We start from the raw sequence: 24,122 nt of genomic DNA on the forward strand, positions 1-24,122 counted from the left end.
GAATGATCATTTAGGAATAATATCTCGAGTACTTGGTAAAAATATAACTTTTGAATTGATGATTTAGTATGAAACTAACATTTTAGTAAAATATTTTAAAAACCTCATCTATTATCCTTGTTGGTTTTAGAGTCTTTGAACTTATAAAACACCAAGTTGTTTCAGATTTTGCCAAAAGCTTATTTGTGGTATTATTTATAATTTCAACAACTCTTGTACAGGTTACCCCTTCAGATTTTGTGATATAAGTTTTAATTTTAATGGCATCGTCCAATATGGCTGGGCGTTTATATTCTATAGAATGTGTGAGCATGACCCAAAAGTAAGCATCTCTTATTTCCTGGGAAGCATAAGTAACCCAATGTTCTTTGGCAATATCCTGAACCCACTGAACATAACGCACATTATTAACGTGATCTAGATCGTCTAAATCGTCTTTACTAACCGTTAAAAAGCTCTCGAAAGTTTTCAAAATTATTTATTTATTTATTAGAAATGCCTCTGAAATATATCCACTTAGATTAAATTATAATTTTCTATTTTTCAATAATCTCAACTTCAAACAGCTTATCCCAACGTTTTCCTGTAATAAAAAAGGTTTTGGTATCTGGATTATAAGCAATTCCATTTAATACATCTAATTTTGGATGTTGGGTAACTAGCTTTCTTAAAGGTGTAAAATCGATGACCCCTTCCACAGCACCATTTTTAGGATTTATAATGGCCACGCCATTTTTGTTATAACGGTTGGCGTAGATTTTACCATCCACCCATTCCAATTCGTTCAATTCCACGACTTTTCCTTTATTATGGTAAGCTTGAATAAAGCTCTCTTCAGTTAAGGTATCTGGATTTAGGATCCAAATTTTTTCGGTTCCATCACTTTTATACAGTTTTTTGCCATCGTTGCAAATTCCCCATCCTTCTTTACTTTCACCATATTTAAAGCTTCCTGTTCTTTCAAACGTGTTTACATCGTAAACAAGACCTGTACCACTTTTCCATGTAAGTTGATAAATTTTATCGTTTAAAATGGTTAAGCCTTCACCAAAATAGGCATCGGCCAAATTGATGTTTTTTAAAACCTCTCCTGTTTTATAATCTACTTTTCTAAGTTTGGACTCCTTGTATTGTCCTGTGCTTTCGTATAATTCACCTTTGTAAAACTCCAAACCTTGGGTGTAAGAAGTTATATCGTGAGGATATTCGTTAATAATTTTATACGAATATACTTTAGGAGTCTGATTGTTTAAAATAGTGATTTTCTGAGTAATAATTTCGGTTGTTCCATCTAAATTAAGATGTGCTTCAACCAGATGTTCACCCAACCTATATTCTTTTAAATCTATTGGTTCTGAAACTGGATTTCCATCTATTTTAAACTCTACCGAAGAAACTTCATGGTTTTTTGGATTGGAAATCGAGAGTTTCAAGGTTTCATCTATCGTAATAGCTTGCCCTTCGGCATTAGTTTTAATAGAAATATCATTTTTTTTCTGTGCAGAATTACTTCCACAAGACAGTAAAAAACTCCCTAAAAATATGATTGTAAGATGTTTGAATGTCTTCATTTTAACTTTATAATTTTCGGCAAGTTATTTATTAAAATTCAGTTTAAAAAATCATTGCATTAAAATTAAAAGTATTGTATCTTTGCACGAGGCAAGTCCTACACAACTAGCTCCTGTTGAATCCTCCAGGGCGGGAACGCAGCAAAGGTAAATGGTCGTAGCAGTGTGATGTAGGTAACTTGCCTTTTTTTTTGCCTATCCTTAATCCTTTCTTAAGAAAAGGACATAAAAATAACAAAGATTTGAAAGCTCCGGTTTTCAAATCTTTTTCTTTTTACCCCTACTATTTGCAATTCATTTTTAATTTTACAATTTTATTATATCTTTAACGCTATGTCTAAAATTGTTTTGATTACAGGTGGATCTTCTGGAATAGGAAAATCTGTTGGTGAATTTCTAGTCCAAAAAGGATTTATTGTTTACGGAACAAGCCGATCACCCGAAAAATACCCCGAAAGTAAATTTCCCATTGTAGCTTTAGATGTTACTAAAAAGGAAACTATTACAAGTGCCATTAATCACGTACTTTCAAAAGAAGGACATATAGATGTTTTGATTAACAATGCAGGAGTTGGTATTACAGGTCCTATTGAAGAAATTCCTGAATCTGAAATTAAAAACAACTTCGACACCAATTTATTTGGTCCCATTAATGTCATTAAAGCCGTGTTGCCTAGCATGCGCGCTCATGGTTCGGGATTAATAATAAACGTTACTTCCATTGCTGGTTATATGGGTTTACCTTATAGAGGTATTTATAGTGCCAGTAAAGGTGCTTTTGAACTGGTTACCGAAGCTTTTAGAATGGAGATTAAAGACTTCAATATTCAAATGACCAATGTGGCACCTGGCGATTTTGCGACTAATATAGCTTCTGGGCGATACCACGCTCCTATTTTAGAGAATTCCCCATATAAAATTCCTTATGGAAACACCTTAAAACTCATGGATACGCATGTAGATGAAGGCAAAGATCCCTTACTTATGGCTAAGGCCATCTTTAAAATCATTAATACTCCCAAGCCTAAAGTTCATTATAAAATTGGAGAATTCATGCAAAAGTTTTCTATTGTGTTAAAAAGAATTCTGCCCGACAAGACTTACGAGAAGCTTTTATTAAAGCATTATAAGCTGTAAACTTCTATTGTTCTAAAAAGAAAGCATTGAAAAACAAACTAGCTATGAAGAAATTATTATCACTCTATATCATTTTAAGTGGATGTATGGGTTATGCACAAATACTCGAGATAAACAATCCCAGCCATGCAGAATCGCGATATAGTTTGCAGGAATTAGTAGAAAACGTATTAATAAGTGGTGATTGTGCCGAAGTAAATAATTTTTCCAACCAAGCTTTTGGAGCTCCGAACCAAACATACTCTAAAAGTTATGGCTATTTTAAAAAACCTCTAGGAAGCACCTTTGCTTTCGATGAAGGGATTATATTAACTAATGGCCAGGCTTATCCTGCTGGAAATAACACAATAAATATTAACGGAGAACCTAGCAATGAAAACTTCATGCCTGGAGATTCCGATTTAGAAGCAGCTTTAGGTGTGTCGGGAACCTTAGATGCCACTTTTGTGAAATTTAATTTTGTGCCTACCTCTGCGGATTTTAGCTTTAACTTTATTATGGCTTCTGAAGAATATAACAACTATTTTGAATGTTTGTACTCAGATAGTTTTGCTTTCTTATTACGTGAAGTAGGTGCCGCAACATATACCAACTTGGCAATACTCCCAAATGGACAACCAATAACTGTTACCAATGTTAATAACTCAAATGGATGTCCTGCCAATGTTAACCTCTTTGAAGGATATAATCTACCTCACACCAATTATGGCGGTCAAACCAAAGTACTAACGGCAAGTGCCACAGTAGTGCCTTTCCAAGCCTATGAAATTAAGCTTGTGGTAGCAGATCAAGGAGATTATGCGTGGGATTCTGCCATTTTTATAGAAGCTGGAAGTTTTAATATTGGCCTTAATATTGGGGAAAATTTAACCATTGCAAATGGTAACCCTGCGTGCTCTATCGATACTGTTGTTTTAGATACTCAAATTCCACCAAATTCTGTAGCTCATACTTGGTATTTTAACGGTGTTGAAATTATTGGAGAAACAGAGCCAACTCTTATAGTTATTGAAGACGGTACCTATAGCGTGCTTGTTGCTTATGGAACAAGTTGTACAGCAACAGATACCGTGACAATTGAATTTACAACCAGCCCCATAGCAAATCCGATTCCTGACCAGATACTTTGCGATATTGATAATGATGGGTTTATAGAATTTAATCTATTACTACTAAACGAATTTATTTTAGATACTCAGCTAGAAACCGATTTTTCAATAAGCTATCACACAAGCCAAGCAAATGCAGATGCCAACATCGATCCTTTAGAAGATTCCTATACCAATCAAGTAGCCTATTTTGAAGAAACCATTTTTGCAAGAATAGAAAGCAACCAAAACCTTAATTGTTTCGACACCACAAGCTTTTTAATAGATGTCACTCCAGCTCCCATTGCCGCGCCAGTAATTTATGAATTATGCGACAATATCGACGATGGAGATGATACTAATGGCATGGTTGAGTTCGATTTAAATACCCTTGCTGCTCAAGTTTATGGCAATCAAAATCCTGCAGAGTTAAATATTTCTTATCACATAGATCAAGCAGATGCCAATATCAATGCGTCACCCCTTTCTTTATTATACACGAATATTGTTGCAGATCAACAAGAAATTATTGTCAGACTGGAAAACATAGACAATCCTACTTGTTACGGTACAGCTACAGTTACTCTTGTAGTTAACTCTTTACCTATAACTGCAATTACCGTTACCTTGGAACAATGCGATGACGATTTAGACGGATTAACCTTATTTAATTTAACTCAAGCCTATAATTTAATTTCTGCTAATTATTTGGACTATGAAATTACTTTTTATGAAACCGAAGCTCTTGCACAAACTGGATTAGCTGTAGATCAGATTACAAATCTAACGGCCTACCCAAACCTAAACCCATTTAATGATGTTGTTTATTCAAGAGTTGAAAATGAAGAAGGCTGTCATAGAATTACTAGAATAGATTTAATTGTTGGAGCCTCCCAAATACCAGCAAACTTCCACTTAGATTACGTGGTTTGCGACGATGCGCTTGTTGATAGTGACAACAGGAACGGAATAGCCTCCTTTAATTTTAGCGATGCAACTACTCAAATTGAAGCCTTATTCCCGATCGGGCAGAATGTAGTAGTTAGCTATTATGCAAGTATGGCAGACGCTCTTTCTGAAGAAAACGCCATCTTGAACATCACCGATTTTAGAAATGAGAATTCCCCTTTTACTCAAAATATTTTTGTTAGAATCGACAATGAAAACATCAATGCTTGCCTTGGTTTAGGCGAACACATAACCTTAACAGTAAATGCCTTACCGGAACTCAATCCAATTTCTAATTACGCACTTTGTAGTGATAATAACGAGGCTACTTTCGATTTAACAACAAAAGACATAGAAGTTATAGGCACGCAACCAACGCCATTGTTAATTTCTTATTTTGAAAGTTCAGAAGATGCCAAGAACAACACAAACCCAATTGTTGGAGCTTATATAAACAATCAGAATCCAAGAACTATATATGTTAGGGCACAATTTGATAATAATAACAATGGTGTTGGAGATGTCGATGAATGTGTAGCAACAGATATGAGTTTCAATTTGATTATTAATGCAAACCCAAGTGTTTTTGAACCAACTCCCATTCAAATTTGTAGCTATCAAATAAATACCGAATATAATCTAACCATTAGAAAAAATGAAATTACTGGAAATGATAATTCCATAATCCTGGTTTATTACGAATCGCAATTAGATGTAGATAACAACAACCCAATAACCAATCCGTCGGCCTATTTAAATACTGTTTTAGATAATAACATTATTGTTGTGGCAACAGGTACAAATGGCTGTATCTCTCAAACGACTTTAACACTAAACACTGTTTTATTTGCTAACTTAAATCTAACACCTGCTCCTATTGAAGAATGTGAGGTAGATAACGATGGTTATGATGCCTTTGATATAACTAGAAGTGAAAACAGTATTTTAAATGGTCTAAATGCTTTAGATTTCGTGATTACCTATTACGAAAATGAGCAAGATGCTTTAGAAGGAAACACCAATACCATTAACAATCCGTTAGATTTCACAAACACAGAGCCTGTTAGTCAAATTATTTATGTGCGTGTTACGCCATTCACTAACAATTGTTCTCAAATAATACCATTAACCCTTATTGTAAATCCAGTTCCTGAAATAGCGTTCGAAAACAAATATGTTATTTGTTTAGATACGAATAATCAAGTTATAGATCCAGTAACTGAAACTATTTTACCTAACCCGCCAATCGACACGCATTTAAGTGAAACCGAATATACTTTTCAGTGGTATTATGGGGAAGTAACCGATATAAACAACCTAATTACTGGAGCTAATCAAGCAACTTTCACACCAACAACAACTGGCTTCTATACAGTTAATGCAGTAAATATTTCAACTGGATGTACCATTCCTGGAACTACAGAAGTTGTAGACTCCTATCCTCCTGAAAGTATTACTGCTGAAGTTATCAGCCAATCGTTTACAAACAATAACGCCATTGAAGTAACTATTGTAGGACAAGGTAATTATTTAATTAGTTTAGATTATGGAGAGTGGAAAGATGCTACAACTTTCCATAATGTTAGTGGTGGAGAACATAATATCCGAGTTAGAGATACCTACAATTGTAATGAATTTGTATATGAACTAACCGTGATAGATTATCCTAAATTCTTCACTCCAAATAATGACGGTTATAATGATACCTGGAACCTATATGGGATGCAAGATCAGCCTGAAGCAAAAATTATTATTTACGACAGATATGGCAAACTCATAAAACAAATTAGTCCTAATGGAACTGGTTGGGATGGCAGATTTAATGGTGAGCCTTTACCAACCAACGACTATTGGTTTACAGTGGAATACACCGAGCCAATCTCCTCGGTTAAAAAGATATTCAAAGCGCATTTCACCTTAAAAAGATAAACGAGATTTAACAGTTTTTTTGCTAATTAATAAGCGTACCAAAACATTATAAATTGTAATTTTGCACGACCGAAGTTTCGGAATAAACACAACGAAATTCACCTAAAAGGAATTAAAAACCAATTATTTATGAAATTTTTTATTGATACTGCCAATTTAGACCAAATTAAAGAAGCCCAAGACTTAGGAGTACTTGATGGTGTTACTACAAATCCTTCATTAATGGCAAAAGAAGGCATTACTGGTCATGATAACATTTTAAAACATTATGTAGACATTTGTAATATTGTGGATGGCGATGTAAGTGCTGAAGTTATTTCAACAGATTTTGAAGGTATGGTTCGCGAAGGAGAAGCATTGGCCGAGCTGCACGAACAAATAGTTATTAAATTACCTATGACTAAAGATGGAATTAAAGCCTGTAAGTATTTTTCTGATAAAGGCGTTAAAACGAATGTTACTTTAGTGTTTTCTCCAGGACAAGCCCTATTGGCTGCCAAAGCAGGTGCTACTTATGTATCTCCATTTATTGGTAGATTGGACGATATTTCTACAGATGGATTAAATCTAATTGGTGAAATAAGACACATTTACGATAACTATAGTTTTGAAACTGAAATTTTAGCAGCATCTATTCGTCATACCATGCATATTATAGATTGTGCTAAATTAGGAGCCGATGTTATGACAGGTCCTTTAGATGCTATTGAAGGACTTTTAAGACACCCTTTAACTGATATAGGTTTGGCTAAGTTTCTAGAAGATTACAAAAAAGGAAACTAAGAGTTTATTTCTATCATAAAACATACAGCCTCAATATTATATTGGGGCTTTTTTATTGATTGATTACGCCTAATAGTTCTTCTTCAAAATTAATAGAGAACATGTTGGCATGGGAGTTTTCAATAAATCCTTTTCTGTTTAAAATAATGACTTTGGTAATTGGAAAAATGGCCAGAGTTTGCTTAGCCTCTTTTGGATTTTTCAATAGATATTCTCGAGCGGTTTCAAAATGATACTTTTCCAAAGTTTTTTTCCATAAGTCCTTACTGTCATTGTTGGCATTAATTCCTAAAAACAACACTTCTGGATACTTCTCTTTAAGTTCAGCTACTTTTCTATGGCTTTCTACCACATGATTCATGGTGGCTTGAGACCAGAAGAAAATAACACAGGGTTTATTTTTTAAAACCGAACTTAAATCCAGTTCGTTGTTAAGCACATCAAAAACTTTCACGTTTGGTAAAGGGTTTCCTGGTTTTAAGCTAATTAAGGCACCTACTAGATTACTTACATACTCTTTATGCTTCGTATTGGTGCTCTTAGCGAGATAAGACTGCAACATACTATTGTAGATGTCTACATTCTTGTTATTACTAATAAATTCGATAATGGCACTAATCAACAAAGAGTTCTTAATGTTTTCGTTTGTCATTAAACTATCTATTAACTGCAATCTAATTAAACTATAGTCTAAAGATTGTTTACTAAAAACACTATCTTTTGAAGTTTTAAAGTGTTCTGTAAGCGCTAAGTTTTCAAAATGGTGCTTTAAAAATGAAGAGTATGGAAAATAATCAACTAGATTCTCATCATTATAATCAATGTTATCTCTATAACTATAAAAATCTACTGGTAAGGATTCAAAATTTTCACGTTCGTTCTTTGTATAATTAATAAACGGATAAGTTTCTTTGCTTAAGTAATAATCGTAATTAATATTAGATTCTGCCAAATGGTAAAAAAGCTCGGAGGTTCTTTGTCTGGAAGTAAATTCGTGTAATTTTTTTAACTTATATTCTTTGATAGAGTCTAACTTATATTCAAAATCCTTAGGAGAAAGATGACTAAACCCCAAAACCTGTTTATCTTCAATCTCTCCGTCCAAATATAAATTAATTAAATAATTGTTCTTTCTTGCGCCTTTTCCTGTAAACACTAAAGATTCGTCAAACTCCATGGTATTTAGCCTAAACATAATACTATCAAGGGGTTCCAATAAAACCATTTGAATTTCACCACCATGCGAAAAGGTATATAAACCAGGGATTAACTCCTTAACTTTATAAAGAAATCTGTTTTTGGTATCAAGCGGTAAAGTATCTATAACAGAATTACCTTTTAGTAAAACCACATAGTTATTGGAAGGATTTATTATTTCGCCTCCTAGGTAGGCTATTTCACCTTCGTTTTGATTGGCATCTTTTTTACATGATACCAGAGTTACCAATAATAATATTAATAAGTAAAGATGCTTCATAAATCTTTTAAAGATATTTCGTTTCATTAAATCAAAGACAAAAATAAAAGTTGCTAGCTTCATCTGTTGTTAATTCGCTGTTAAATATTAATAAGATTGCTTTTGTTTTAGGTTGTAGTTGCTTTTGACTATTTTTGCAAAAATTTAAATTATACGCTTATGTTATCAGTTTCTAATTTATCCGTCCAATTTGGAAAACGTGTTCTTTTCGACGATGTGAACATATCTTTTAATCAAGGAAATTGCTACGGAATTATTGGTGCCAATGGCGCAGGAAAATCTACATTCTTAAAGATTCTATCTGGAAAACAAGATCCAACATCTGGACATGTTCATTTAGAGCCTGGTAAACGAATGTCGGTTTTTGAACAAGACCACAACTTATACGACGAACATACGGTTTTAGAAACGGTTTTAATAGGAAACAAGCCTTTGTTTAAATTGAAATCGGAAATAGACGCACTATATGCCGATTATACAGATGAGAATGCTGATAAAATTGGCGAATTACAAGTGCGATTTGAAGAAATGAATGGTTGGAACGCAGATAGCGATGCTGCTGCTATGCTATCTAACTTAGGAATTACTGAAGACCTTCACTACACATTAATGAAAGATGTAGATGGTAAACAAAAAGTACGAGTGCTTTTGGCTCAAGCGCTTTTTGGAAATCCAGATGTGTTGATTATGGATGAGCCTACCAACGACTTGGATTACGAAACCATTTCGTGGTTAGAGAACTTTTTGGCAAATTATGAAAACTGTGTGATTGTGGTTTCTCACGACAGACACTTTTTAGATGCCGTTTGTACACATATCTCTGATATAGACTTTGGGAAAATAAGCCATTTTTCTGGAAACTATACGTTTTGGTACGAATCGTCTCAATTGGCAGCAAGACAGCATGCACAACAAAACAAGAAGGCTGAAGAAAAGAAAAAGGAATTAGAAGAATTTATTAGACGATTTTCTGCGAACGTTGCAAAAAGTAAACAAGCAACAAGTAGAAAGAAAATGATTGAAAAATTAAATATTGGAGATATAAAACGCTCTAGCCGAAGATATCCTGCCATTATTTTTGAAAGAGAACGAGAAGCTGGCGATCAAATTTTAAATATAGAAAACCTTGCTGCATCTATTGATGGCGAAACCTTGTTTACTAAATTGGATTTGAATTTGGTAAAAGGAGATAAAGTGGTTTTGTATTCAAAAGATTCTAGAGCTACAACCGCACTCTTCGAAATTTTAAACGGGAAAATTGAAGCCGATTCCGGAGTGTATAACTGGGGAATTACCACCTTACAATCTTATTTACCTTTAGATAATAGTGAGTTTTTTGAAAATGATTTAACCCTTGTAGATTGGTTACGCCAATGGGCCAAAACCGAAGAAGAACGTGAAGAAGTACATATTCGTGGTTTTTTAGGAAAAATGATTTTTAGTGGTGAAGAAGCTTTAAAGAAATCGAATGTACTTTCTGGAGGAGAAAAAGTAAGATGCATGTTGAGCAGAATGATGATGGTAAGAGCCAATGTTTTAATGTTAGACGAACCTACAAACCACTTAGATTTAGAGAGTATTACTACCTTTAACAATTCGCTAAAAAACTTTAAAGGCACCGTATTGTTTTCTACGCATGATCATGAATTTGCACAAACTGTAGCAAACAGGGTTGTAGAATTAACCCCAACAGGAATTATAGATAGATATACTACGTTTGATGAGTATATGCAAGATCCTAAAATTAAAGAATTACGTAATAAAATGTATGCCGTTAACGTGTAAGGTATGCAGAGTTCAGTAGACAGTCGCAATTTTTCGTTTTAAACACTAAAAACTGCGACTGATACTGTAAATATTTATATTAAGGCTGCAACTCGGCAGTTACACTCTCTACAATGGGTACGGCAGCATCGAGTTCTTCTTCACTAACAAAAATCTCTTGATACCCTGGTACAGGAGATCCAAAACCTGCAAGTCTCCCCGATTCCGTTTCATCTTTTACAATGGGACTAATCCCTACTGCATCCAATTTATCCACTATTAATTGAGCAATAATAAAACTTCCTGTATAAATTTTTATATAACTAGATTCCATAGTATTTAATTTAGCATTGCTTTTAAAGATACAAAATTACCTTGTAATTCGTCGATAATATGATTTAAAAGCACCCTTCTAAAAAAATTGTGAAAAACACAAAATGTTAAATTATATGATTATATTTGATATATTATTAAATTATTTAAATTATTACAATGAGTAAAGGAACAGTAAAATTTTTCAATGATTCAAAAGGATTTGGATTTATTGTTGAAGACGACACAAACAAAGAGCATTTTGTTCACATTTCTGGATTAATCGATGAAATTCGCGAAGGCGATGCCGTAGAATTCGATTTACAAGAAGGTAGAAAAGGATTAAACGCAGTAAATGTTAAAGTATTATAATAATATTTAACTTATTGACATTAAAAAGCCTCGATATATTTCGAGGCTTTTTTTATTCTATGCGTTCATATTTAGAAACTTAATTTATCGTAATTCGGCACCAAGCTCCAAAGTGAAATTCTCTTTTAATTTTTCCATAATCTTATCTATCTGCTTATCTGTTAATGTTTTATGTTCATCTTGAAACGTAAAGCTTACAGCATAGCTTTTTTTCCCTTGAGGCAAGTTTTCACCTTGAAACACATCAAACAAATTAACGGTTTTAAGAAGTTTTTTTTCTGTATTATAGGCAATTCTATTAATATCTTCAAACAGCACTTTATCTTCTATCAATAAAGCAAAATCTCGTTTAATCTCCGGGTATTTAGGAATGCTAGTATAACTTATTTTATTAGTGTTTTTAACCAATTCAATAATCGTATCCCAGTTAAAATCGGCAAATAAAACATCTTGAGAAATCCCGAAATACTTTAAAACAGATTTTTTAACCAAGCCAAACTCGACTACTTGCTGTTTCCCTATCGAGAAAATAAGACCTTCGCTAAGCACGTCGGCATTAAAAGGCGACACGTTAACATCTGTAAAACCTAAGCGCTGTAACACACTATGCACCATTCCTTTTAAATAAAAGAAATTCGTTGGTCTAGAGTCTGCATTCCATCTTTCAGCCTGTTTGCTACCTGTTACAAATAAAGATAAATGCTTATGTTCCGCTCTGTTTTCCTTGTAATTATGATAGGTTTTTCCAAACTCAAACAGTTTCAATCGATCTCTTTTTCTATTGATATTATGACTAACATTTTCCAAGCCAGAAAATAAAACAGATTGTCTTAAAACACTTAAATCATGACTTAAAGGATTCAGCATTTTTACTTCAAATTCTTCCTTAAGTTGCTCGCTTAACTTGGTGTATTCGGGCGTTGTTAAGGAGTTTGTTAGGGTTTCAAAAAAGCCTTGAGCTACCAATTGATTCCCTATAATATTCTGTAATTTATAGTCTTCAAATCTAGATGTATTAGAGATGGAAGCATTCAACTTTTCTGAAGTTACAATATTATTATAACCGTAAACTCTAATAATCTCCTCTATAACATCAGCTTCACGTTGTACGTCGTTTCTGTATGCTGGAACGGTTAAACCCAAACCTGTTTCGGTAACGTTATTAATTTTAATATCTAAGGAAGTTAAAATATCTTTAATGGTATCTTCAGGTAGAACTTGACCAATTAACTTTTTAGCATTTTCAAAACTTAAACGCACTTGAAAATCCTCAATTTTTTTCGGATAAAAATCAAATATTTCACTTGTAATTAGACCACCAGCAATGTCTTGTATCATCAATGCCGCTCTTTTTAAAGCGTATTCAGTAATATTGGGATCGATACCTCTTTCAAATCTAAAAGATGCATCGGTATTTAAATGATGTCTTTTGGCTGTTTTTCTAACGCTTACTGGATTGAAATAAGCACTTTCTAAAAAAATACTTGTGGTTGAAGCTGTAACACCAGAATCAATTCCTCCAAAAACACCAGCAAAACACATCGGTTTTTCAGCATCGCAAATCATTAAGTCTTCTTCGTGCAATTCGCGTTCCACACCATCTAACGTAGTAAATTTTGTTCCTTTTTCTAAGGTTTTTACTTCAATTTTATTCCCTGTAATTTTAGCAGCATCAAAAGCATGCAAAGGTTGCCCTAGTTCGTGCAACACATAATTTGTAATATCTACAATGTTGTTTTTTGGGGTTATTCCAATGGCTTTTAATCTATTTTGTAACCAGATTGGCGAGTCTTCCACTTGTAAACCCGAAATGGTCAAACCACAATATCTTGGTGATAGCTTTTTGTTTGTAACATCTACATCTATCCTTTGGGTTCTATTGTCCACATGAAAAGCACTTACAGAAGGCGTTATTAACTCCAAACTAATGTTTTTTTGAAGCAAGCCAGCTCTTATATCTCGAGCCGTTCCATAATGACTCATAGCGTCTGCCCTATTTGGAGTTAAACCAATTTCAAAAACATGATCATTTTCCACTTCAAAAATTTCGGTAAGTAAGGTTCCTACTTTCAACTTTTCGTCAAGAACCATGATACCTTCATGAGATTTACCAAGACCCAGTTCGTCTTCGGCGCAAATCATTCCATGACTTTCTTCTCCTCTAATCTTACCTTTTTTTATGGTCCAAGCTTCGCCTTCTTCAGTATATAAGGTTGTACCAATAGTTGCTACGGGAACTTTTTGTCCAGCTGCCACATTTGGAGCGCCACAAACTATTTGCAACGGCATATCTAAACCTATGTTTACGGTAGTTAGTTTTAATCTATCTGCATTTGGATGTTGTACACAAGTTAAAACCTCACCAACTACAATACCTTCCAATCCACCCTTTACAGATTGGAAAGAACTAAGCCCTTCAACCTCCAAACCTAAATCTGTTAGCAGCTCGCTAAGTTCATCTGGGGACCAAGTAGTCTTTATAAATTGCTTTAACCAATTGTAAGAAATCTTCATGTTTGCTTTTTATTTAAGACGGCAAAGATAAAATATTGCCCTCAGCATTCAAACAAAGCGTTGAAAATTGTAGAGAATAAATGACTTTAAATATAAAAAAGAAATAGGTTGAAGAATAACAGATTATTTTACAGAAGAAAAAATCAAAAAAAAACACATTTTTCAATTAAATCTTCTCTAAATAAACTAACTATTTAATGGAAAACAACCTGTGTATTTAGGTTAACACTAATCATGAACCAACAAACTCATCCAAATGTATACTATTGATAGAACCATGTGACGCATGTGCTACCACTACGCCATTTTTAATGACAAGTAATTGAGGGGATTCATGCATAACTTGAAATTTATATCCAGTTTCATTAGAAACATCTCTATAATTCAACAAATCCAAGAAATATAGATCTAAATCAGTTTCAGATATATCATAAGCACTAACAAATTGCTTTAAAACCATTCTACTTACGCCGCAACGTGTAGAATGTTTAAAAATGACCTGAGTTTTGATTTTCGATTTTTCTTCAATATCCTCCAACTGGGCAACACTTGTTAGTCCAATCCATGGCAATACTTTTTCTTCTTTTTCTTCGGAAGAGCTACTAAATATTTTATTAAAAATTCCCATAAAAATATAGTTTTTAGTTCTTGTAAACTTGTCTTACAATATCCAGTTACAAGAATTATATGAATAGATATAATGGTAAGTCGAAACTATTTTAACTATCTTACAAACTGACTAAATGTCTTATAAACATTGACTCTATCAGACATTTTGTCCTGCGGTTTGAATTGGTAAGATAATTGAAATAAACACTACAAAGAAAGCAAAATAATTTTGTTAGACTGAAAAATTGGGATCTTAAAATTTAAAGATCTCAAATGTTTTTTAGAATAATTATAAATAAAAATTAGATATATGAACTTAAATAATTTTACCATAAAATCGCAAGAAGCCATCCAGCAAGCGCAACAACTTGCCCAGGGATATGGCCATCAACAAATAGAAAACGAACATTTATTTAAAGCTATTTCTGAAGTTGACGAGAATGTTTTACCGTTTATCCTTAAAAAACTGAATATCAATATTCCAGTTTTATATCAGGCTGTAGACAAGCAATTGGAAAGCTACCCCAAAGTATCTGGAGGAGATATTATATTGTCTCGTGAAGCTGGAAAAACTCTTAACGAAGCTGAAATTATCGCTAAAAAAATGACAGATGACTATGTGTCCATTGAACATTTAATTTTGGCCATTTTTAAATCCAATAGCAAAATTGCCCAAATGCTAAAAGATCAAGGAGCTACAGAAAAAGCACTAAACGCAAGTATAAATGAGTTGCGTAAAGGAGATAAAGTAACCTCACAGAGTCAGGAAGAAACCTATAACTCCCTAAATAAATACGCTAAAAATTTAAACCAATTGGCAAAAGACGGTAAACTGGATCCAGTAATTGGTCGTGATGAAGAAATACGTAGAATTCTACAAATTTTATCCAGACGAACCAAAAACAACCCGATTCTTGTTGGAGAACCAGGAACTGGTAAAACAGCTATTGCAGAAGGTTTGGCCCATAGAATTATAGACGGAGATATTCCTGAAAACTTAAAAGATAAGCAAATTTTCGCTCTAGATATGGGTGCTTTAATTGCTGGAGCAAAATATAAAGGAGAGTTTGAAGAACGTTTAAAAGCCGTAATTAAAGAAGTAACGGAAAGTGATGGAGACATTGTTCTTTTTATTGACGAAATCCACACCTTGGTTGGTGCCGGTGGTGGTCAAGGCGCTATGGATGCTGCCAATATTTTAAAACCAGCCTTAGCAAGAGGTGAGTTAAGAGCTATTGGTGCGACAACTTTAGACGAGTATCAAAAATATTTTGAGAAAGACAAAGCGCTTGAAAGACGTTTTCAAAAAGTCATGGTGGACGAACCAGATACAGAAAGCGCAATTTCCATTTTACGTGGAATTAAAGAGAAATATGAAACGCATCATAAAGTTCGAATTAAAGACGAAGCCATTATTGGAGCTGTAGAATTATCCCAACGTTATATTACCAATCGTTTCCTTCCAGATAAGGCCATCGATTTAATGGATGAAGCTGCTTCAAAATTACGCATGGAAATAAATTCAAAACCTGAGGAATTAGATGTTTTGGATAGAAAAGTCATGCAGTTAGAAATTGAAATCGAAGCTATTAAACGTGAAAAAGATGAATCGAAATTAAAAACCTTACGTTCCGATTTAGCAAATTTAAAAGAAGAACGCAACGAGATCAATGCGAAGTGGAAAAGCGAAAAAGAAGTTGTCGATAATATTCAATCTTCTAAAGCAGATATAGAAAATTTCAAACTAGAAGCCGAACGTGCAGAACGCGAAGGGGATTATGGAAAAGTAGCTGAAATTCGTTACGGAAAGATTAAGGAAGCCCAAGAAACCTTAGAAAAACTTCAAAAAGAACTAAAAGAAAACCAATCTGAAAGCTCTTTAATCAAAGAAGAAGTTACTTATGAAGATATTGCAGATGTGGTTGCTAAATGGACAGGAATTCCAGTCACTAAAATGTTACAAAGTGATCGTGATAAACTATTAAAGCTTGAAGCCGAATTACACAAACGTGTGGTTGGACAAGAAGAAGCCATAATTGCTGTTAGTGATGCCGTAAGACGCTCAAGAGCTGGGTTGCAAAACCCGCAAAAACCTATTGGAACCTTCTTGTTTTTAGGAACTACAGGGGTAGGTAAAACAGAGTTGGCAAAAGCCTTAGCAGAATATTTATTCGATGACGAAAATGCCATGACCAGAATAGACATGAGCGAATATCAAGAACGTCATGCCGTAAGCAGATTAATTGGTGCGCCTCCAGGATATGTGGGTTACGACGAAGGTGGACAACTTACCGAAGCGGTTAGAAGAAAACCTTATTCTGTAGTCTTATTGGATGAAATTGAAAAAGCCCATCCAGATACCTTCAACATACTATTACAAGTATTGGACGAAGGTAGATTAACAGATAATAAAGGGCGTGTAGCCGATTTTAAAAACACGATTATAATTATGACTTCAAATATTGGAAGCCAGATTATTCAAGAACGTTTTGAAGCTACCAAAGATATCGATTCGGCAATTGAAGCTGCTAAAGTAGACGTATTAGCGCTATTAAAACAAAGTGTTAGACCTGAGTTTATAAATAGAATAGACGACATTATCATGTTTACGCCTTTAAGTAAAGAAAACATTAAAGACATTGTTGGCTTACAATTAAAAGGCTTGACCAAAATGCTATCTGAGCAAAACATTACTTTCGATGCCACAAACGAAGCTATCAAGTATTTAGCTGAAAAGGGCTATCACCCAGAATATGGAGCTAGACCTGTAAAAAGAGTCATCCAGAAAGAGGTTTTAAACGAATTAAGTAAAGAAATTTTATCTGGTAAAGTAACTACAGACAGTATTATTTTACTGGATTCCTTTGACGATAAACTTGTTTTTAGAAATCAATCGCATTTGGTTGAAGAAGATTTATAAGAATAGTTTTTTTATGTAGTTAGTTAGTCTGCCTTCTTACAAGCAGGTTAAAAGCAACGCAACTCCTTAAAAAGAGTTGCGTTGCTTTTTGTTTTTTTTTAGGTTTTATGTATTAGACCTTGACCTCCTAAAATTAATAAGCTTATTAAAATTTGTAGGTTAAGTTCACGCAAAATTAGATGGATCCCTTTTTAAATATTTCAAACTAAACATGTTAGAAAGTAACATCATTACTTAAAAAAAAAAAATTGTTTGAGATTAATCTTTATCAAAAAAGCACCAACTTCTTCTATTAAAGCAAAGATGTCTTATAAAAACCAATATCTTAACAGCTAAACTACAACTTCTGTCCTATGAGCATTTTTTTTTATTATAATTTTCCTGAAACGGAAGTATTTGTTTTCGATGAATTTTTAATTTGTCAAATCAAGGAAGGAGAATCGATCCAACCGGACCACAACATCAAATTAAACGAAATTATACAAAAGCACTTTTCAGGAAAAAATATCGCCTATATTTCCAATCGAGTGAACTCCTATTCCGTAGATCCATTGACGTATGTGGAAACTGAAAAAATACCTAATTTACTAGCTATAGCCTTGATATCACAAGAAGGTATTATGCGAAGAAATGCTGAATTTGAAAAAGATTTTTATGATAAACCTTATGAGATTTTTAATAATTTAAGCGAGGCTATAAACTGGGTCCATCGAATCATCCGAAATGCGGATTAATAATTTTCTATAGCTTATAATACATGTATTAAGAAAATAAGCTTAGATGAGGCATTCCCATACTTTGGACATATTTCCATAGTATTAGTTTGTAGTTGACTTAAAGAGGTGGTTTTCTTAAAAGAACAAAGAGTTAAATAAAAATAAGTTTTCACTTAGAATTCATGAGAAAAATAAGAGATTTTATCGCTCTAACATAAATGAGTGGATGAAAATTTCTTAATGTTTTAATAATTTTCAAACGAAATAGCAAAAGTATAAACAGTTAATCGTATTTTTGGTACCACTTAACCTATAAATATGTGCTTATGTCCATTAGTAATTACATTGATCACACCCTTTTAAAATCGTCTGCCACCAAAACTGATATAAAAACTCTATGTGAAGAAGCAAAAAAGTATCGATTTTATTCGGTATGTGTTAACAGTTTCTATGTTGCGCTTGCAAAGCACTTATTACATAGAAGTAATGTAAAAGTATGTGCAACTATTGGATTTCCTCTGGGAGCCATGAGCACTGAAGCTAAAGCGTTTGAAGCTGCAAAAGCCATTGAAGATGGCGCCGACGAAATTGATATGGTAATTAATATTGGCATGTTAAGAAGTAAAAATTATGTGTCGGTTTACAAAGATATTTATGATGTAAAATTAGCTATTGGAAAAACACCATTAAAGGTTATTTTGGAGATTAGCGAATTGTCTAAAAATGAAATTATTAAAGCGTGTCAGATTTGTTTAGATGCCAAGGCAGATTTTATTAAAACATCTACAGGTTTTTCAAAAAGTGGAGCTACCTTGACAGCGGTAAAAATGATTAGAAAAACCGTTAAGGATAAAGCGAAAATAAAAGCTTCTGGCGGAATTAAAGATCTTGAAACAGCCATGAAATATATAGATGCTGGAGCCAACCGAATTGGCACTTCATCTGGAATTAACATTGTTACCGATAAAAAATCGAAAGTAACAAACAACGATTATTAACTTTTTTATTTATCCATTGCTATGAGTGTTCATATTGAAGCAAAACCAGGAGAGATTGCGGAAACTATTTTATTACCTGGAGATCCGTTACGTGCTAAATGGATAGCCGAAACTTTTTTAGAAAACCCTGTTTGCTTTAATAGAGTACGAAACATGTTCGGTTATACAGGTACTTACAAAGGCAAACGTGTTTCTGTTATGGGAACAGGAATGGGCGTACCTAGTATTACTATTTACGCGCACGAACTAATTACAGAATATGGTGTAAAAAACCTTATTCGTGTTGGAAGTTCTGGATCCTACCAAAAACATGTTGAAATTAGGGATATTGTTTTAGCTATGGCAGCCTCCTCCAATTCGGGACTTAACGAATTACGCTTTGGCGGTGCCGATTATGCTCCAACAGCAGATTTTAGTTTGTTCCAAAAAGCTGTAGAAGTGGCGAAAGAAAAAAACATTCCGCTAAAAGCTGGAAATGTATTTACCTCAGATGAATTTTATGCGGACGATTTCGAGTCTTACAAAAAATGGTCGAAATTTGGAGTGCTTTGTGTAGAAATGGAAACTGCAGGTTTATATACAGTTGCAGCCAAACACAATGTCAAAGCGCTTTCCATATTAACTATTTCAGATTCTTTGGTTACAGGAGAACGTACCACTAGCCAAGAGAGGGAAACCACCTTTAAAGACATGATCGACATAGCCTTAGAATTGGCTTAAGCCTGAATAATTGTTTTTTTTTAAGAATGAATGGATAAGTGCAAACTTAAATTTAACCATGAAGTATCTTATTCTAACCATGTTTGGTCTTTCATCTTATTTCTCAAGTTTTGCTCAAGAAAAACCTGTGGAAAACACAACCTATTACTTGATACGACATGCAGAAAAAGATAGAAGTAATACATTAGACAAAAATCCACATTTAACGAATATAGGAAAAACGCGAGCTATAAAATGGAGCGAGGTTTTACAACACATCTCTTTTGATGCAGTGTACTCGACCAATTATTATAGAACAAAGGAAACCGGATGGCCCACAGCAGAAAAAAATAGTTTAGATATAATAATTTATAACGAAAACAATATAAACATTTTAAAATTCCTTGAAGAAACTCAAGGAAAAACCGTTTTAGTAGTTGGACATAGCGATACGATTCCTCGATTTGTTAATACCATTTTAAACAAAGACACGTATCAGGACATTGAAGATTCCAACAATGGCAATTTATATATTATAACCGTTTTAGATGGAAAAAAGCTAGACCAAGTGTTAACCATCAATTAACTGTTACGTTATTAAGTTCTATTTTAGAAAGTAATTCCAAATTATTATTTTCAAATAAATGACCTAATTCGTTCAAATTGACTTCCTTTTGTTTTGGCTGATAATTATTATAATCAACAAACCTAATTCCGTTGATATAGCGTTCGTTATAAACTTCTCTAAACCTAAATCCCAAACCAACCTTTTCATGAAAAGAATAGGCTAAATAATCGATTTTAAAAGTTTTCTTATCTATCCAATAGATAAAAACATCCTCATAATCCGCTCCTCCTCCATCTTGTTTAAAAGTAACTTCAATTTTAAAATAATTTTTATTTTTTATCGATTCTTCACCTAAAAAAGTTTTAATCACAGCCTCATCATTCAAACCGTAAGGAAGCACCGAAAAATAATGTACAGAATTTACAGAAGCTGCATATTTTACAGCCATCGAATCCAAAAGCTCTAAAGGTTCATTATCAACAAAACGATTGAATCCATTGTTATCTACCACATCTCTTAAGGTGAAGATAGAGTCCTTAAAATGACGTTCTAAACTAAAATCGCCATGATTTCTTATGGCCTTATAGTGCTTGTCCCTAAAATCGAATGCAATGGTCGAAGCATCAATCAGCTGGGATCCAGAAACCTCTATGGACTTATTGATAACTTCCTGAGCGTTTAAACCTAAAGGTTTTGCTTTTTTACAGCTCAAAAAAAACAGGCTACATACTAAAGGCAGAAGAATGAATTGTTTCATAAGGTGAAAATTTCAAGTGTTGTGGTAAAATTACTGATAAAATTCAGGAGTATTCTAAAAGTTCTTTTAAATTATTTATCTTTGACAAGTATGCAAAAAAACGTAAACATAAAGAACCGAAAAGCCAGATTTCAATACGAAATATTGGACACCTATACTGCTGGCATTGTTTTATCGGGAACCGAAATAAAATCCATTAGAGATAGCAAGGCTTCAATAGCCGAAAGTTTCTGCGAATTTAACGAACATGGTGAGTTGTTTGTAATAAATATGACCATTGAAGAATATATCTACGGCACATATTACAACCATAAACCAAAAGCCACTAGAAAGCTTTTATTAAATAAAAGAGAGTTAAAAAAACTAGAAAAGGAAGTTAAAAATACGGGACTTACTATTATTCCTTTACGCCTATTTATTAACGAAAGAGGTTTGGCAAAAATGAGTATCGCGCTAGCCAAAGGAAAAAAACTATTCGATAAAAGAGACACTATTAAGGATAGAGAAAATAAAGTGAGATTAGACCGAATTAAAAAAAGCTTTTAATTGAAGCATAGAATCAAACCTTAGTTTTGGTATGATTTCAAATTTTATAAAACTTCTTAAACTTTAAAACGAATTTAGTCGTTCTTTTTTAAACACCCTCAAAACTTTAAAACAGATGAAAAAGTGGAATTTATTACTTTGTTTGTTCGCCCTTAACCTATCTATAAATGCTCAGGAAAGTGCTATAAAATATGGACATAAAGTAAAAACTTTAGAAACTACCGTGCAAACACTTTACAATGTGGTTTCTGGTGAAAAAGGAGATAAAAGAGATTGGGATCTTTTTAAATACCTGTTTATGCAAAATGCAAAACTAATTCCCACTAAAAAAAATGAAGAGGGCTATTTTATTACCCGATATATGTCGCCTTCAGATTACATTTCTATTTCTGAAACCTGGTTGCTCGAAAACGGCTTATTTGAAAAAGAAATTCATAGAACCGTTGATTCCTATGGTAATATGGCCCAAATTTTTAGCACTTACGAATCCTTTCAAAATGAAACAGATCTTGAACCTTTTATGAGAGGTATAAAAAGTATTCAGTTATTTTTTGATGGTTTTAGATGGTGGATTGTTAATATATTCTGGACCCAAGAAACCGAAGATAATAAGATACCTATAGAATATTTACCTCGATCTAGATATTAGTTTTTATCTTCTAATAAAGGTACAAACCTAAATTCGCCAAACTCGTGTTTTTCGAAATCTTTAGGTCCTTTTCTAATAAAAAGTGTCATAACTTGTACGTCGTCTCCAACAGGAATTACCAGACGTCCACCAATGGCTAGCTGACTTAATAAGGGTTTAGGAACAAAAGGAGCTCCAGCTGTTACAATAATTCCATTAAAAGGTGCTTCTTCTTCTAATCCGATATAACCATCTCCAAAAATAAGTTTTTTGGCCCTATACCCTAAACTAGGTAGAAATTTACTTGTTTTTTTATACAGTTCCCGTTGTCTTTCTATACTATAAACAACAGCTCCAAGCTCGCATAAAACAGCTGTTTGATACCCACTTCCTGTTCCAATTTCCAAGATTTTATCGCCTGGTGTAATTTGTAATAATTCCGTTTGAAAAGCTACTGTATAGGGTTGCGAAATAGTTTGGTCTGCAGCAATAGGAAACGCTTTATCCTGATACGCATGATCCAAGAATCCAGAATCCATAAATAAATGCCTAGGAATTTTTCCAATAGCCTCCAAAACTTTTTTATCAGTAATCCCTTTACTATTAATCACTTCAACCAGTTGTTGCCTTAATCCCTTATGTTTAAACGTATCCTTCACAGTTAATTTAGTTTTCTAGGCTAAAATAATCCAATAAGTATCAAGTTCAAAGTTTAAACTTTAAAGTTTCGTTTAATTTCTATTTTCTATTCTCCAATTTCTAAAAGTAAAATCTTATTTTTGTTGAAAACGTAATAACATGCTAAAAGCTGGAGTTCTAGGTGCTGGACATCTTGGGAAAATTCATTTAAGGCTACTTAACCAATCAGAAAAATATCAACTCGTTGGTTTTTATGATGCAGACGAAGTGAATGCAAAAAAAATTGAAGCTGAATTTGGTTATAAATATTTTAATTCCATCGATGCCTTAATTGATGCTGTGGATATGGTAGATATTGTAACCCCTACGTTGTCTCATTACGAATGTGCCAAAAAAGCCATTGCAAAAGGGAAACATATCTTTATTGAAAAACCAATAACCAATACAGTTGAAGAAGCCGAACATATAAGAGAACTTTTAGCCCAACACAACATTCGTGGACAAGTGGGACATGTGGAAAGATTCAATCCGGCGTATTTAGCTGTAAAAGATCAGATTGTAAACCCAATGTTTATTGAATGCCATCGTTTGGCTGAATTTAATCCTCGTGGAACAGACGTTCCCGTAGTATTGGATTTAATGATTCACGATATAGATATCATCTTAAGTGTTGTAAAATCCAAAGTCAAACATGTTTCTGCCAGTGGTGTTTCGGTAATTAGTGATACGCCAGATATTGCCAATGCTAGAATAGAATTTGAAAATGGCTGTGTAGCCAATTTAACAGCTAGTAGAATTTCATTAAAGAACATGCGTAAATCTCGTTTCTTTCAAAAAGACGCCTATATCTCGGTTGATTTTCTAGAAAAGAAATGTGAAGTAGTTAAAATGAAAGATGCTCCAAAAATCCCTGGAGATTTTGATATGATTCTGCAAAATGCTGAAGGCGTTAAAAAACAAATTTATTTCGACAATCCTGAAGTAGAAAACAACAACGCTATTTTAGACGAGTTGGAATCTTTTGCAGATGCCATAAACAACAACAGACCTCCAATTGTAACACTACATGATGGCACAGAAGCCTTAAGGGTGGCGACCATGATTATCGATCAGTTTTAATTCCATCCTTAATCCTTCTCAAAGGGAA

Annotated in this window: 21 protein-coding genes and 1 other RNA gene; 14 read left to right on the top strand and 8 right to left on the bottom strand. The window is 33.5% G+C overall.

Features of this window, described 5'->3' with window-relative positions:
• Positions 1–82 precede the first annotated feature (82 nt).
• Positions 83–472 (bottom strand): acyl-CoA thioesterase, encoded by a 390-nt coding sequence (locus VKY47_RS06960; RefSeq protein ID WP_324311544.1) that lies wholly within the window; start codon positions 470–472, stop codon positions 83–85.
• A 64-nt stretch (positions 473–536) separates the two neighbouring features.
• The gene (locus VKY47_RS06965) at positions 537–1,571 is read right to left on the bottom strand and encodes a glutaminyl-peptide cyclotransferase (protein ID WP_324311545.1); all 1,035 of its coding nucleotides are present in this window, start codon (positions 1,569–1,571) and stop codon (positions 537–539) included.
• A gap of 89 nt (positions 1,572–1,660) precedes the next feature.
• Here VKY47_RS06965 and ffs point away from each other — a divergent pair.
• The 4 genes from ffs to fsa all read left to right on the top strand — a co-directional run bounded on the left by ffs (position 1,661) and on the right by fsa (position 7,456).
• Positions 1,661–1,759: signal recognition particle sRNA small type (gene ffs, locus VKY47_RS06970), an RNA gene on the top strand.
• Between the two features lie 145 nt (positions 1,760–1,904).
• Positions 1,905–2,708 carry an SDR family oxidoreductase gene (locus tag VKY47_RS06975; RefSeq protein ID WP_324311546.1) on the top strand — a complete coding sequence of 268 codons (804 nt, stop codon included), beginning with the start codon at positions 1,905–1,907 and terminating at the stop codon, positions 2,706–2,708.
• Between the two features lie 44 nt (positions 2,709–2,752).
• Positions 2,753–6,673: a choice-of-anchor L domain-containing protein gene (locus VKY47_RS06980; RefSeq protein WP_324311547.1), complete on the top strand. Its 3,921-nt coding sequence runs from the start codon at positions 2,753–2,755 to the stop codon at positions 6,671–6,673.
• Positions 6,674–6,802: 129 nt separating this feature from the next.
• Complete coding sequence (gene fsa / locus VKY47_RS06985) at positions 6,803–7,456, top strand: fructose-6-phosphate aldolase (protein WP_324311548.1); 654 nt, start codon at positions 6,803–6,805, stop codon at positions 7,454–7,456.
• A 52-nt stretch (positions 7,457–7,508) separates the two neighbouring features.
• Here the strand turns inward: fsa and VKY47_RS06990 are convergent, their stop codons facing one another.
• Complete coding sequence (locus VKY47_RS06990) at positions 7,509–8,933, bottom strand: TlpA family protein disulfide reductase (RefSeq protein ID WP_324311549.1); 1,425 nt, start codon at positions 8,931–8,933, stop codon at positions 7,509–7,511.
• Positions 8,934–9,092: 159 nt separating this feature from the next.
• On the opposite strand from VKY47_RS06990, the gene VKY47_RS06995 reads away from it, so the two are divergent.
• Positions 9,093–10,718 carry an ABC-F family ATP-binding cassette domain-containing protein gene (locus VKY47_RS06995; protein WP_324311550.1) on the top strand — a complete coding sequence of 542 codons (1,626 nt, stop codon included), beginning with the start codon at positions 9,093–9,095 and terminating at the stop codon, positions 10,716–10,718.
• 79 nt (positions 10,719–10,797) lie between these two features.
• Here VKY47_RS06995 and VKY47_RS07000 read toward each other — a convergent pair whose 3' ends face one another.
• Complete coding sequence (locus tag VKY47_RS07000) at positions 10,798–11,031, bottom strand: putative signal transducing protein (RefSeq protein WP_324311551.1); 234 nt, start codon at positions 11,029–11,031, stop codon at positions 10,798–10,800.
• Positions 11,032–11,189: 158 nt separating this feature from the next.
• Between VKY47_RS07000 and VKY47_RS07005 the strand changes: the two genes are divergently transcribed.
• A complete protein-coding gene (locus VKY47_RS07005) occupies positions 11,190–11,381 on the top strand; it encodes a cold-shock protein (protein WP_324311552.1) in 192 nt (63 codons plus the stop codon).
• 84 nt (positions 11,382–11,465) lie between these two features.
• On the opposite strand, the gene pheT is transcribed toward VKY47_RS07005, so the two are convergent.
• Positions 11,466–13,895, bottom strand: a complete 2,430-nt coding sequence (gene pheT, locus VKY47_RS07010) for a phenylalanine--tRNA ligase subunit beta (RefSeq protein WP_324311553.1) — start codon at positions 13,893–13,895, stop codon at positions 11,466–11,468.
• Positions 13,896–14,127: 232 nt separating this feature from the next.
• Positions 14,128–14,523 (bottom strand): bacillithiol system redox-active protein YtxJ, encoded by a 396-nt coding sequence (gene ytxJ / locus VKY47_RS07015; RefSeq protein WP_324311554.1) that lies wholly within the window; start codon positions 14,521–14,523, stop codon positions 14,128–14,130.
• Positions 14,524–14,814: 291 nt separating this feature from the next.
• On the opposite strand from ytxJ, the gene clpB reads away from it, so the two are divergent.
• The 5 genes from clpB to VKY47_RS07040 all read left to right on the top strand — a co-directional run bounded on the left by clpB (position 14,815) and on the right by VKY47_RS07040 (position 20,423).
• Positions 14,815–17,424, top strand: coding sequence for an ATP-dependent chaperone ClpB (gene clpB, locus VKY47_RS07020; RefSeq protein WP_324311555.1), 2,610 nt, complete (start codon positions 14,815–14,817; stop codon positions 17,422–17,424).
• Between the two features lie 353 nt (positions 17,425–17,777).
• Positions 17,778–18,158 carry a hypothetical protein gene (locus VKY47_RS07025; protein ID WP_324311556.1) on the top strand — a complete coding sequence of 127 codons (381 nt, stop codon included), beginning with the start codon at positions 17,778–17,780 and terminating at the stop codon, positions 18,156–18,158.
• Between the two features lie 308 nt (positions 18,159–18,466).
• Entirely contained in the window at positions 18,467–19,138 is a 672-nt protein-coding gene (gene deoC, locus VKY47_RS07030; RefSeq protein ID WP_324311557.1) for a deoxyribose-phosphate aldolase, read from the top strand.
• A 21-nt stretch (positions 19,139–19,159) separates the two neighbouring features.
• Entirely contained in the window at positions 19,160–19,858 is a 699-nt protein-coding gene (deoD, locus tag VKY47_RS07035; RefSeq protein WP_324311558.1) for a purine-nucleoside phosphorylase, read from the top strand.
• Positions 19,859–19,916: 58 nt separating this feature from the next.
• Entirely contained in the window at positions 19,917–20,423 is a 507-nt protein-coding gene (locus VKY47_RS07040) for a histidine phosphatase family protein (protein WP_324311559.1), read from the top strand.
• Here the strand turns inward: VKY47_RS07040 and VKY47_RS07045 are convergent.
• Entirely contained in the window at positions 20,416–21,162 is a 747-nt protein-coding gene (locus VKY47_RS07045; protein ID WP_324311560.1) for a DUF6503 family protein, read from the bottom strand. The genes VKY47_RS07040 and VKY47_RS07045 overlap by 8 nt on opposite strands.
• A gap of 90 nt (positions 21,163–21,252) precedes the next feature.
• Between VKY47_RS07045 and smpB the strand changes: the two genes are divergently transcribed.
• Positions 21,253–21,708 (top strand): SsrA-binding protein SmpB, encoded by a 456-nt coding sequence (smpB, locus tag VKY47_RS07050; RefSeq protein WP_324311561.1) that lies wholly within the window; start codon positions 21,253–21,255, stop codon positions 21,706–21,708.
• 115 nt (positions 21,709–21,823) lie between these two features.
• Positions 21,824–22,357: a hypothetical protein gene (locus VKY47_RS07055; RefSeq protein WP_324311562.1), complete on the top strand. Its 534-nt coding sequence runs from the start codon at positions 21,824–21,826 to the stop codon at positions 22,355–22,357.
• Here VKY47_RS07055 and VKY47_RS07060 read toward each other — a convergent pair.
• The gene (locus VKY47_RS07060) at positions 22,354–22,995 is read right to left on the bottom strand and encodes a protein-L-isoaspartate(D-aspartate) O-methyltransferase (RefSeq protein WP_324311563.1); all 642 of its coding nucleotides are present in this window, start codon (positions 22,993–22,995) and stop codon (positions 22,354–22,356) included. The genes VKY47_RS07055 and VKY47_RS07060 overlap by 4 nt on opposite strands.
• A gap of 139 nt (positions 22,996–23,134) precedes the next feature.
• Between VKY47_RS07060 and VKY47_RS07065 the strand changes: the two genes are divergently transcribed.
• Positions 23,135–24,094, top strand: a complete 960-nt coding sequence (locus tag VKY47_RS07065) for a Gfo/Idh/MocA family protein (RefSeq protein ID WP_324311564.1) — start codon at positions 23,135–23,137, stop codon at positions 24,092–24,094.
• The last annotated feature ends 28 nt before the right edge of the window (positions 24,095–24,122 follow it).

Origin of the sequence: Xanthomarina sp., from assembly GCF_035306705.1 — a bacterium.
Lineage (GTDB): Bacteria > Bacteroidota > Bacteroidia > Flavobacteriales > Flavobacteriaceae > Xanthomarina.